The organism is Pedobacter sp. D749 (genome assembly GCF_019317285.1).
Classification (GTDB): domain Bacteria; phylum Bacteroidota; class Bacteroidia; order Sphingobacteriales; family Sphingobacteriaceae; genus Pedobacter.
This window is the reverse complement of the sequence record NZ_CP079218.1, coordinates 924,466-936,745: the sequence shown is the minus strand read 5'-3', so window position 1 is coordinate 936,745 and position 12,280 is coordinate 924,466. Positions and strand designations below refer to the sequence as shown.

At 36.7% G+C, this 12,280-nt stretch carries 8 protein-coding genes and 2 tRNA genes; all 10 read right to left on the bottom strand.

The features are described from left to right. Nucleotides 1-13 precede the first annotated feature (13 nt). The 10 genes from KYH19_RS03895 to KYH19_RS03850 all read right to left on the bottom strand — a co-directional run bounded on the left by KYH19_RS03895 (nucleotide 14) and on the right by KYH19_RS03850 (nucleotide 12,246). Entirely contained in the window at nucleotides 14-400 is a 387-nt protein-coding gene (locus KYH19_RS03895) for a four helix bundle protein (protein ID WP_219077632.1), read from the bottom strand. 55 nt (nucleotides 401-455) lie between these two features. Continuing rightward, nucleotides 456-1,808, bottom strand: coding sequence for a trigger factor (gene tig, locus KYH19_RS03890; RefSeq protein ID WP_219077631.1), 1,353 nt, complete (start codon nucleotides 1,806-1,808; stop codon nucleotides 456-458). Between the two features lie 170 nt (nucleotides 1,809-1,978). Next, a tRNA-Leu gene (locus tag KYH19_RS03885) sits at nucleotides 1,979-2,060 on the bottom strand. 655 nt (nucleotides 2,061-2,715) lie between these two features. Further along, nucleotides 2,716-2,797, bottom strand: a tRNA-Leu gene (locus KYH19_RS03880). 139 nt (nucleotides 2,798-2,936) lie between these two features. Next, on the bottom strand, nucleotides 2,937-3,239 hold the full coding sequence (locus KYH19_RS03875) for a hypothetical protein (RefSeq protein WP_219077630.1): 303 nt from the start codon (nucleotides 3,237-3,239) through the stop codon (nucleotides 2,937-2,939). Between the two features lie 61 nt (nucleotides 3,240-3,300). Next, the gene (locus tag KYH19_RS03870; protein WP_219077629.1) at nucleotides 3,301-4,098 is read right to left on the bottom strand and encodes a helical backbone metal receptor; all 798 of its coding nucleotides are present in this window, start codon (nucleotides 4,096-4,098) and stop codon (nucleotides 3,301-3,303) included. A 97-nt stretch (nucleotides 4,099-4,195) separates the two neighbouring features. Beyond that, nucleotides 4,196-4,879: an ABC transporter ATP-binding protein gene (locus KYH19_RS03865; RefSeq protein WP_121282754.1), complete on the bottom strand. Its 684-nt coding sequence runs from the start codon at nucleotides 4,877-4,879 to the stop codon at nucleotides 4,196-4,198. 76 nt (nucleotides 4,880-4,955) lie between these two features. After that, nucleotides 4,956-7,325 (bottom strand): ABC transporter permease, encoded by a 2,370-nt coding sequence (locus KYH19_RS03860; RefSeq protein ID WP_219077628.1) that lies wholly within the window; start codon nucleotides 7,323-7,325, stop codon nucleotides 4,956-4,958. A gap of 77 nt (nucleotides 7,326-7,402) precedes the next feature. Further along, nucleotides 7,403-9,793, bottom strand: coding sequence for an ABC transporter permease (locus KYH19_RS03855; RefSeq protein WP_219077627.1), 2,391 nt, complete (start codon nucleotides 9,791-9,793; stop codon nucleotides 7,403-7,405). 77 nt (nucleotides 9,794-9,870) lie between these two features. Continuing rightward, complete coding sequence (locus tag KYH19_RS03850) at nucleotides 9,871-12,246, bottom strand: ABC transporter permease (RefSeq protein ID WP_219077626.1); 2,376 nt, start codon at nucleotides 12,244-12,246, stop codon at nucleotides 9,871-9,873. Between the last annotated feature and the right edge of the window lie 34 nt (nucleotides 12,247-12,280).

Here is a 12,280-nt window from a genome sequence, read left to right as displayed (position 1 = left end):
CCAAAAACGCTGGTTACTTTAATAAATATTTTCTGAAGTTGGTTAATTTCCGTGCCAATTTATCTAATTCTTCCAGATAATCATTCAACTCTGTGTCAGAAATATATTTCCTCCGTTCTAAAACTACTAAAATATTTGCATTCTCAAACGTAGAACGATGTGCAATATTCAGATAATGAGCGAATTCCTTATTGGAAACCGAACCTGACCCCTCGGCGATATTATTGGATATGCTAAGAGCAGCCCCATTGAGCTGCTCTGCAAATCTATATTTTTTGTCAACTGACAATCGGTCAGCTATATCTAGTAATTTATCAGTTAACACAATTGATAACTGCCAAATTTCGAGCGATTGAAATTTAAATTGAGCCATACCTAAATATAGCAATAGCACAATCATTTCCAAAACGGCTTAAACACTATGCTAAGCGCTTAGCGCCGAACGCCAACTGTTTTTACTTTTTCTCCACTAGCGCCAAAAACTTATCGTAATCAATATCTTTTTGCTCTAAAGTAACAACAGATTTGATTTGTTCGAAAGTTTTTAATGCTTTTACCTCTTCAAAAACACGGTTTGCATTTTCTTTTTCCTGTAAAAACTGAACAGCATACTGAGCCAGTTGATCTTCAGGAAGTGGGCTTGGACTGTACATTCTGAACTGTGCATCTAATTTAGCTTTAGCCGCCTGAACTACATCCTCATATTTAATTTCAATGCTGTTATCTTTAATGATTTTGTTTTCGATTAAGGTCCATTTAAGGTTTTTAGCGAAATCATCATAACCTTCAGCTAATTCTTCGTCGGTTAATTTTTCGTTTGTAGCTTTTAACCAGCGACGTAAAAATTCATCAGGCAATTCGAAAGTGTGTTTAGTTAAAAGTGCTTCATAAATATCGTTCGATAATTTACGTTCAGCATCTTGTTTAAACATACCTTCTACTTCTTCAGTAATTTTAGCCCTGAAACCAGCTTCGTCAGTTACAGTACCTTCACCAAATAATTTATCAAAAAATTCCTGGTTTAAGTCCGACTCTTCTAAACGGTTAACATTTTTAACGTTAAGTTTAAAGCTTGCTTTTAAATCAGCAGCTTCTTCTTCTGAAATATTTAAAGCTTTTGCAATTACAGCAGCATCTTCAAATGCTTTTTGAATGTCGATGGTTACTTCATCATCTTTCTTTAAACCGACAAGCGATTTAAGGATTTTTTTATCTTTAATCTGATCTAAACGAACACTCGCAGTACTGGTAATACCACCTTCAACAACAGTACCATCTTCAGCTACCTGGGTTAATTCGGCGTAAAGTACATCATCATCAGTCGAAACCTCTGGATTAGTCATTTTACCATAACTACGGCGGATATTTTTGATACGGCTTTCTAAAGTTTCCTGATCCGCTTTAATTACGTATTCTGTAAATTTATCTTTAGATGAAAGGTTTACATCAAAAGCCGGCGCTAAACCTAATTCATAATCAAATTCGAAATCATCTGTATTGTCCCATTTAAATTCACGCTCATCGTCCATTTTAGGAAGGGGTTGACCTAAAATTTCTAACTTTTGCTCAGCGATATAGTTAGATAAGGTATCGTTTAACAAGTTGTTAACCTCTTCTACCAGGATACTTTTGCCATACATTTTTTTAATGTGGGCAGCAGGAACCATTCCTTTACGGAAACCAGGTAATTGTGCTTTTTTAGCTTGATCTTTAATGGCTTTCTCTACTTTTCCAGTGTAATCAGCAGGTGCAATCTTGATTTTTACAACAGCATTTAAGTTGCCGGTTTTTTCCTGTGTAATATTCATTTTTTCTGAGATATAGTGTGATGTACAGTTAGACGGGAGATATGAGATATGAGATTTGAGAAAAAACCATATATCGACATAACCGGCACGGCACATCAATTTTTATTAATCAATGTTTTTAAAAACAAAACCGTTCCGATGTTTAAATCGGAACGGCCTTTATCTTGTTGTGCGGAAGAAGGGACTCGAACCCCCACGCCGTGAAGCGCCAGATCCTAAGTCTGGTGCGGCTACCAATTACGCCACTTCCGCAGTTAGGATGTTGTAAGGACTGCAAAGATAGAAACAAGATTGAATAATCAAAAGGCATCTGCAATATTTTATTGATTATTTCTTTCAAAAACCGCTAACTGTTTAATTTTTAAGGAGAAAAAATTACTCAAAAGATTTGCTGGTTGCTTTTGTGATGATGTAGGCAGGCAAAAACCATAATGATTTTTAAATTAAAGCAGGCCTATTACTGAAATAAAATATTGGTTTCATTTAAGCCTTTATTCTTTTTGGAAAGCAAATTCAATAGCTTTTAGGATGATACAGTCCCGCTGTACGCTTTATCCCGATGAAAAATCGGGACCGCTTCCATCGGGTTTAGATGGCAGAGCCGGCAGAGAGATTGATGTTTGAACACCAAACGTTCCTACGGAACGAAAACGCCAAATTTGCAATTGGCTACCAAGGAGTCGTTCCTCTAGAACGGAAAGGAAATATTATTTAGCCTCCAGCATATAAAGGCAGGCGTAAACATCACTGACTAGTGATAAAAAGGATGCACACAGATATAAAATCTGTGTTTATCTGTGTGCATCTGTGGTTAAAAATAGCTAAGGTAATACTGATTACAAAAATTGATGGGCTGTGCCATAAAAAAACCGCTCTGATTTTTAAATCGGAACGGTTTATCTTTTTGTGCGGAAGAAGGGACTCGAACCCCCACGCCGTGAAGCGCCAGATCCTAAGTCTGGTGCGGCTACCAATTACGCCACTTCCGCAGTTAGGATGTTTTAAGGATTGCAAAGATAGAAACTAAATTGAAAAATCAAATTTTTATACCTTATAAAAGTTTGATCAGAGATGGTCTGTGAGACACAGTAAACTCAACCCGCTATCCCTTTTTCATTTCCATCTTACCTAAAATTTCACTAGCGTAACATCAATCAGTTCCGGTCCACCGTCAACAGGATAACCAGCAACCTTTTTTCCTTTAATCGTAACCTTTTTATCTAAATAAGTATCAAGATTGATCGAACCACTTTTTAAAGCATAGGTTTTATTATCGGCTTTTAATAAATGTGTACCGTATTGAAAGGTACTCACTCCAAGTTTTTCAATAGTTCCGCTTGCAGTAACAGAACCGGTATGGTGTGCGTCTTTCATAGTACTACAGCCAAAAATTGCAGCAATAAATAAGGATAATACTAATATTCTTTTCATGATTGTTTAAACGGGTTGATTTAATGTTATGCTACAATTTACAAAAATTAAAACGGGATGATTAATAAAGTTGTTTTTGGAATTCGAAAAAATACTGTACGGCTTTAACCAACCTGCTTCCATACCAGCTGAACATCTCACCATCAACCAATAAAATTTTAGCATTAGGAATTGCCTCCCTGATTTCTTCTATATGTTTTTCACCAAAAGGATAAGGCTCTGATGAAAGTAAAATCAGGTCACAATTTGTGGTTTTCAGTTTTTCCAACGTTACTGCAGGATAACGTTCTTCTTTAATTAAATTCGTCATACCGTTAATCAGCAGAACATCATCAATAAATGTATTTTTTCCTGCGGCCATATACGGCTTACGCCAGATGAGATAGGCTACCTTTTTATCAATATGATTTTGGAGGGCAAGTGTTTTTAAATCGTTAAAACCTGCCGATATTAAATGATTGAGGTAACCCGCTTCGGGTTGCCGGTTTACCAGATCCCCTATCTGTGCAATGGTTTTCATGGCATCATCCAAAGTAAAGATATCACTCATCCATACAGGAAAATATGCGGCTAATTCTTCTATATCGCTCTGCGTATTTTCTTCCTTATTACCGATAATGAGATCGGGCTGCAAATCTTTAATCAAATCGATATTCAGCTTTTTTGTACCACCCACCTTGGTCCGTTCTGCAAATTTTTCTATCGGATGGATACAAAACTTTGTCAATCCGATAATTTCCTGGTCCAACCCTAAATCAAATAATAATTCTGTTTGTGAGGGTACCAAAGAAATAATCCGTTTGGGTGGAAAATTAATAGAAATTTCCCTGCCCATTTGATCGGTAAAAGATTTTTGCATGAAGCAAAGTTAATTTAACCACAGATAAAAAGGGTAAACACAGATAGAAATTATTAAATTCCAAAGCTGTATTTACCCTTAATATTTTAATGTTGACCTAACTTAATACGGCTAAGTCTTCCTTCACCACACCATCGGCAATGTGCAAAATCCTGTTTCCGTATTGTGCATTTTTCTCCGAATGCGTTACCTGGATAATGGTAATCCCATCTTCCTGATTTAACTTTTTAAACAGCGTCATAATTTCTTCTGCCTGTGCAGATTGCAAGTTGCCGGTTGGTTCATCTGCCAAAATAATTGACGGTTGAGCAGCTAGTGCCCTTGCAATGCCAACCAATTGCTGTTGTCCGCCAGAAAGCTGGTTAGGAAACAGATCTTTTTTGGCCACGATATTAAAACGGTCTAAAAGATCTGCAATCCTACTGGCACGTTCAGAACTACCAATTTTTTTGTACAATAAAGGGGCTTCAATGTTTTCGTACACCGTCATCTCGTCAATTAAATGGTAAGCCTGAAATACAAAACCGATGTGATTGCGGTAAAGTTCAATGCGTTTACGTTCGTTAAGTGAAGTTACGTCTTCTCCCAAAAACTCGTAAGTTCCATAGGTTGGCTCTTCGAGCATGCCAATGATGTTGAGCAGGGTAGATTTCCCGGCACCTGATGGCCCCATAATGGAAACAAATTCTCCCTGTTTAATGGTTGTGGTTACCAAACGGAGTACATAATTTTTAACGCCTTTGTTTGCGTAGTATTTTTCGATGTTGGTTAATTGTATCATATTTTTAGGATTAAGCGCAAAGCGGTTGGCGGTTGGCGGGAAATCCACGCTGAACGCCAAACGCTATCCGCAGGTATTATTCGTATTTTAAAGCATCAACTGCATTTGTTTTTGCGGCGCGATAGGTTTGCCAGGTAATTGTTAAAATTGAAATTAACAGTGTAAGTGTTGCTGTTGCCATAAACACCCACAAATTTAAGCTTGTTCTGAGTTCGAAATGCATTAACCAGTTATTCATAATATAATAGGCAACTGGCAGTGCAATTACAATTGCAATAAATATTAATTTTAAAAAACTTAAAGAAAGTAAAGTCATCAACTCTGTAATTGAAGCGCCTAAGATTTTACGGATACTTACTTCTTTTATTCTTTGCGCTGTACTAAAAGATGAAAGACCGAACAAACCTAAACAAGATATGAAAATGGCCAAACATCCAAAAAGATTTGCCAAAGTGCCCAAAATCTTTTCATTTTTTAGTTTAATTTCGTTTAAACCATCGATAAATTTAATTTCGACAGGAAAATTTGGGTTTAATTCTTTTACCAGCTTATTAATAATGCTAGTGCTTTCACTTAAACTTTTATCGGGATTTAGGCGCATGGTAATTACATCACTGATATCTGCATAAGCAATAACCATAGGTGCGGCAACTTTACTCGGGTCACCCCAAACAATATCATCAAAAACCCCTACCACATTTCTTTTTGTTCCCTGGTATACAATGCTGGTACCAACCGGACGTTTCAGGTGCATTACTTCAACCGCTTTTTTGCTCAAAAGTATTGCCGCTGTATCTGAAGCAAATTTCCGATCAAAATCCCTTCCTGCCAACAACCTGATGTTTACCGTTTTAGTAAAATCATAAGTGGTGTAGATCTGATCAAAATCGATCATTTTATCACTTTCGGACATCCCAACCCAGCCCAGGCCTCTTACACTGCTGTTTTTGTTAGAAATACTGCCAGATGATTGTGTTACGCCTACAACAGCGCCACTGGATAGTAATCTTGTTTTTAACAGGTTGAATTTTTCATACAACAATCCTTCGTGAGCTACTTCCAGCAGTCCATTTGATCTGTAACCTAAAGGCATGTTTTTAATAAACTGGATTTGTTTATAAATGGTTATGGTTGCCACAATTAATACCACTGAAAAGCCAAATTGTATGACAACCAAAACCTGCCTGAAAGTTAAGGCATATCCTTTTTTAAAATTTAAGGATTTTTTGAGTGATTGTATCACGTTAAAACCAGAAAGGTAAAATGAAGGGTAGCTTCCTGATATGAAGCCGGTTATAACCAAAATACTAAAAATCAATATCCAGTTGGCTGGATTGAGGTAATCAAACACAATTTCAATTCCCAATAGCCGGTTAAACATTGGCAAACTGAATTCGAGTAGAATAATGCTTAACAGAATGCCAATCAGGGTTAAAATGAATGATTCCAACATAAACTGAAAAACCAGATTTGATCTGGATGCACCCATAGTTTTTTTGACGCCAATTTCTTTTGCTCTGCCTTGTGTGCTGGCGGTTGCCAAATTCATAAAATTAATACAGGCAATAAGGAGGATACCTATCGATAAACCAACAAACAGTTGCAACTGCTTAATATTGCCCCCAATGCTTTTACCATTTAAAAATGTTCCGTATAGGTGTAATTTTGTTAAAGGATAAATAAATACATCTTCTTTGGCAGCAGCAAAGTGTTTGCCTACAAATCCCTTTAACTTTATATTAAAGGCTTCTATATCTGTATTTTCATTTAATTTTATTAAAGTGTAATAATCATGGCTACCCCAATTTGGTTTTTTTGGCCACTGGTTTAAATTTTCATATAAAGTAAATGTGGTTAACGATTCGAAACCATAGGTAATATTGGTAGGAAGGTCTTTTATTACACCTGTAACTTTTAAGTCAACCTGATTTTCAAATCGTACTTTTTGATTAAGCACATCTGTTGTACCGAATATCCGTTTTGCTGCTGTTTCAGTTAAAACAATAGAATTGGGATCATTTAATGCCTTTGTAGGATTTCCACTGATAAAATGATAATCAAATAATTTTAAAAAATCGGGGTCGACGTACCTGCTATCTAATTTTAAGCTTTCTTGTCCATTGGCCACCAATCTTTTATAAACATCGGTAATTCTGGCACCGTATAATACCTCAGGAAATTCTTCTTTAAGTGCAGCCAACATCACATTCTGCGATTGGTTTATTGTTCTGATCACCTCTCCTTTCTGGTCATTTAAATTAATCATCGCCTGATAAATATGCGGTGAGTTTTTAAATTGCCGGTCATAACCCCACTCATAACCAGCATATAATAACAGTAGTAAGCAAGAGGTTAAACCAATAGCCAAACCACCAATGTTTATGGCTGCATAAACTTTGTTTCTAAATAGACTACGCAGTGCGATTTTTAAGTTCAGTTTAAACATAAGGTAAAAGGTTTAGCGTAGAGCGTATGGCGGTTAGCGGGGACTTATCGCATACGCCAGGCGCCATATGCGAATCTCTATTCATATTTCAGTGCATTAATTGTATTGGCGACAGCTGCTTTATAAGAACGGATAGAAACGGTAATTAAAGTAACCACCATAGTGGCCAGCATGGCTGATAAGAAGGGCCAAATGCTTAGATGCATGCGGTACGCGAAACCATTCAACCAGTTATTCACTAAAAGATATGCAAGGGGCCAGGCCACCAGATTGGCAATAAAAACCATCTGCAGAAATGATCCGTTCAGCATTTTAATTAATTCATAATTTGTTGCGCCCAGCACTTTTCTGATGGCCATCTCCCTCGTGCGCTGTGTTGCTACGAAAGACATCAGCCCGAATAACCCGATAAAAGAAATAAAAATGATTACTCCTGCGAATACCTTAAATAAAATACCCATCACTTTTTCGGTTTCGTAGTAACTATTAATCCGATCATTAACGAAATAAGAGAAATATACATGGTTTGGAAAAATGCTGTTCCATAAAGCTTCAACCTGCTTCGTGGTTGTCATTAGTTGTTTCGTATCCATTTTAATTGCTGCCCGGTAATATTGGTTTCTACCTGCTGAGATGGTAAGCCCTGAAATATTCTCCTTTAAAGATTTATCATTAAAGTCTTTAACCACACCGACAATCGGTATATTCTGTCCCGTAGAATTGATCAGTTTTCCTAACGCATCCTGAGGATTGGCAATATGTACTTTTTTAAGAAAAGTTTCATTGACCACGTAACCATTCGCGGTGTCACTTTTCGAAAATACTTTTCCGGCAATAATGGTTAAATTAAAAAGCTTAAAGAAATTTTCATCAGCCTTTAACCTTCTTACTTCAAAGTCTTTATTCTTAATTCCATTGAACGTAAAGTCGGATGAGTTAACATTTTGAGAAAGCGGTGGATCCTGACAAAAGCTAATCATTTCTACACCAGGCAATTTAGACAGCCGCTCCTTAAATGTTGCATGTTTCATTAAACTTACGCTATCAGTAGGCATGCTTACCATTGCAACCTCGTTAGCATTAAACCCCAACGTTTTTTGCCGGATATAATGCATTTGTTTCATCACTACGATTGTACCGATAATCAAAATGATAGAAATGGAAAACTGTACTATAACCAGGATTTTACGAAGACTCAAGCCACCATTCTTTAATGTAATTTTATTTTTAATGGCTAAGGCAGGTCTAAAGCCCGACATAATTATTGCCGGATAAAAGCCAGCCAAAAAGCCGACAAATAACACCAGTAGCAGCATAAAAACAAAAATTACAGGATGCTGAAACAGACTGAAAGTGATATTTCCCTTGAAAATGTTTTGCAGCTGGGGAATACATAATTCGGCAAGGACACAGGCGATTAGCATGGCAACTAACGTAACCATAAAGGTTTCACTCAAAAACTGAAAAATAAGTTGTTTACGCATGCTCCCCATTACTTTTCTAACACCAACCTCTTTCGCCCTGTTAATGGCTTGTGCCGTACTTAAGTTAATAAAGTTGATACAAGCCGTAATCATTAAAAACAGCCCTATAACAATCAGACCATAAATCTCTTTTTTGCCCATCGAATTCTCTGCGAAGTTGTTGTAGCGTTCATTAAAATGAATATCTCTTAATGCCTGAAGTACATTATGCTGATTACCGGCAATCTTATGATCGGTAAAATGCACTTTGTTGAACTGATCTAATGCCCCCTTGATATCGCTAGCAGTTAAGCCTTTTTTTACCAGTACATAAAATTCGTTACCAGAACTCACACAGTCCCAGCAATCATCATCCCGGTCGGGAAAACTTTTATAACTCAGTACAATTTTAAGCGGATAGCTGCTATTTTGAGGCATGTCTTTAAATACGCCGGTCACTTTGAAGAAAGTTTTCGTACCCACTAAAATACTTTTACCCATAGCATTTTGTGCCTGACCAAAATACTTTCTTGCCATTTCCTCTGAAAGTGCGACAGTATTTGGTTGGCTCAGGGCTTCGTCAGGATACCCAAAAACCCATTGTGTATTAAAAATGCTGAAGAAATCAGGTTCAGTATAATAAACATCTTCATCACTTTTGAAAATATTTTTGCCACTTTGATCCTGAACACGTACGATAGTGCCTCTTTTAACGATGGCAGCTGTTTTTTCGAGGCCAGCTATTTCACTTTTTGCCACTTTAGCCACTGGAATTGGAACTCCGGAAGAGTAATCATCAAAAGCATCATACTTCCAATCGGTTACAAACCTGTAAATCCGGTCTTCATTTTTAATACCTTCATCAAAACTGAGCTGATAACGGACAAACAAAAATATGAGGATGCAACTGGCCATCCCGATTGACAGTCCAAGAATATTGATAAGGGTATAACCTTTGTTTTTCCAGAGGTTTCGCCAGGCGATTTTGAGGTTAAGTTTAAACATAAGGTAAAAGGTTTAAGGTGTAGGGTTTAAGGTTTGGGCGCTTTAACCTTACGCCTTTTACCTTAAAGCTTACACCATTATTCATATTTAAGTGCATCAACAGGGTTTGCTTTAACCGCTTTTTTCGCCTGAATGCTTACGGTTATTACAGCTAATAAAATGGTAATTGTTGCACTACTAATAAAGGGTAGCACAGGTAAATCAATCCGGTAGGCAAAAGTTTCGAGCCATTTTTTAGTAAGAATATAAGCTACCGGCCAGGAAATTATGTTAGCTACGAGTACCATGATAAAAAATGAACTATTAATTAATTTGAAGATTTGAAGATCACTTGCACCCAAAATTTTGCGCACAGCGATCTCTTTGATGCGTCCGTTGGTGATGTATTTTGCAAAGGCAAACAAACCTAAAATAGCAATGAAGATGGTGAGCAATGCCGCTGCGAAAAACACGGATTGTAACTGCTCCTGTTTTTTAAAAAGTTTACCGTAAAGTTCATCTAAAAATTCATATCGAAAGTCTTCGCCGTCCTGAGGATTTATTTGTGGCCATTGTGCTTTCAAAGCAGCCAAAGCATCAGCCATTTTATTCTCCTCAATTTTAACCATAATTTGCGTTTTTGAATTTCCGCAAGGATTTTTAATTGCATAAATAGTAGGCTGAACAGCACTTTCAAATCCTTGTGCTTTAAAATCTTTTGCTACCCCTACAATCTTATAATCTATATTACAGCCTCTTATTGTTTGTCCGACTGGATTTTTAATTCCATATTTCGCAACAGCACTTTCATTTATCACAACAGAATTCGTAGTATCGGTACTGAATGACTTTGAGAAAAACCGCCCCTCTTTTAATTTAATATCAAGTGTTTCAAAGTAATCAAAATCCACATCGACAAAATCAATGCTTTTCTGCACACCATTTACGGTATAACCGTTACCTCCATTTTCGCTACCATCAGGAACACCAGTAGCTACAGTTACTGATTTTATTCCCTGGATTTTTAAGATTTTATCTCTAACCGGAGCAAATTTTTCAGGTTTATGGAAAAGACTTATGTTTTTAATGTAAACAACCTGATTTGCTGTAAAACCCAGATCCTGAGTCCGCATATATTTCAATTGTGCGTTGATGATGAACAAACCGATTATAAAAATCACCGCAATGCTGAACTGAAAAATCAATAGGCCATTCCGCAGCCATGAGCTTTGTTTACTGGTAGAAAAATTACCTTTTAGTACTAAAGCAGGTTTGAAACCGGACAATACTAAGGCTGGATAAGTGCCTGCGACAAATGTAATCAGGCATAAAATTAAAGGCAATTGCCAGAATAGGTTATTTTCAATATTCCAGATGGATAAATTAACCTGAAAAAGGTTGTTGAAATATGGCAGGGCTAATTCTGCTATTGTTAAGGCAAGAATTGTAGCGACAAAACATTGAATAAATATTTCGGTAAGAAATTGTGTGGTAAGCTGGAAACGATAAGCACCCATTACTTTTTTTACGCCAACTTCTTTAGCCCTTTTTGTAGCCTGAGCAATGTTTAGATTGGTGAAATTGATACAGGCAATAACCAGGATCAGAATTCCAAGTACAAAAAGGGCGATTAGTATTTTATAAGGCGCATCATTACCAGCCTTTGGCCTGAGGTGCAAATTTGCAAGCGGGTCTAAAAATGTTGAAACACCCTTTATTTCTTCTATTGTTTTTTGGTCAGTTTCGCCTTTTAATAATTCTTTTCGGTATAAGTCTGTAATTTTTTGTTCCAGGTTTGAAACGTCTGTTCCGGGTTTTACCTGAATATAGGTCGTGTAATTGTTATATCCATAATTCTCTCCATGTCCTATTTCATTACCGATTGAAATGCCGTCGAAAGTAATATTTGAATGTAAATTATTTTTAATTGAACCATTAATTTTACTGGTAATGCCCGAATTGCTTGGTCCCATTCCTACCATTTCAGGTTTATTATCTGTTTTATTTGGAAAAAGCACTTTCATGTTTTCCTCGCTCAGGTAAGAAAGTCTGTCAGCCTCACCTGCGGGTTTTTCTAATCCGCCCGTAGGTTTTAAATTGAGAATTTTAGCTGCATTGTAATCAGCCTGCATAAAGTTTTTGGCAAATAACGTGTTCTTGCCATTCTTCATGGCAAATTCAAAAAACCCGCGTTTTGTAATTCCCGCATTTTCTACCTCCGGGAAATTCTGTTTTATTGCTTTTGCAAATGGCGGCGAAGTGTAGTTCGTTTTAAAATCAGGATAAATCCGTCCAACTACATAAATATTGTTGTAATTTGGATTGGTTTTATCGAAGCTGGTTTCGTAAGTAAAATAAAGCACAACTAAAATAAAAGCAGCCAAAGCAATGGCTAAACCACCAACATTAATTGAAGTAATACCTCTATTTCTCCAAAGGTTTCGCAATGCGATTTTTAAGTTAAGTCTAAACATATTTTTGAGGTTTGGCGTAGCGTTTGGCGGTCAG

What these genes read in the sequence shown, in the direction of transcription:
- KYH19_RS03870 (WP_219077629.1), bottom strand. Translation starts at nt 4,098, where the DNA reads ATGCAAAAATCTTTTACCGATCAAATGGGCAGGGAAATTTCTATTAAT.
- KYH19_RS03865 (WP_121282754.1), bottom strand. Translation starts at nt 4,879, where the DNA reads ATGATACAATTAACCAACATCGAAAAATACTACGCAAACAAAGGCGTT.
- KYH19_RS03850 (WP_219077626.1), bottom strand. Translation starts at nt 12,246, where the DNA reads ATGTTTAGACTTAACTTAAAAATCGCATTGCGAAACCTTTGGAGAAAT.
- tig (WP_219077631.1), bottom strand. Translation starts at nt 1,808, where the DNA reads ATGAATATTACACAGGAAAAAACCGGCAACTTAAATGCTGTTGTAAAA.
- KYH19_RS03860 (WP_219077628.1), bottom strand. Translation starts at nt 7,325, where the DNA reads ATGTTTAAACTGAACTTAAAAATCGCACTGCGTAGTCTATTTAGAAAC.
- KYH19_RS03895 (WP_219077632.1), bottom strand. Translation starts at nt 400, where the DNA reads ATGATTGTGCTATTGCTATATTTAGGTATGGCTCAATTTAAATTTCAA.
- KYH19_RS03875 (WP_219077630.1), bottom strand. Translation starts at nt 3,239, where the DNA reads ATGAAAAGAATATTAGTATTATCCTTATTTATTGCTGCAATTTTTGGC.
- KYH19_RS03855 (WP_219077627.1), bottom strand. Translation starts at nt 9,793, where the DNA reads ATGTTTAAACTTAACCTCAAAATCGCCTGGCGAAACCTCTGGAAAAAC.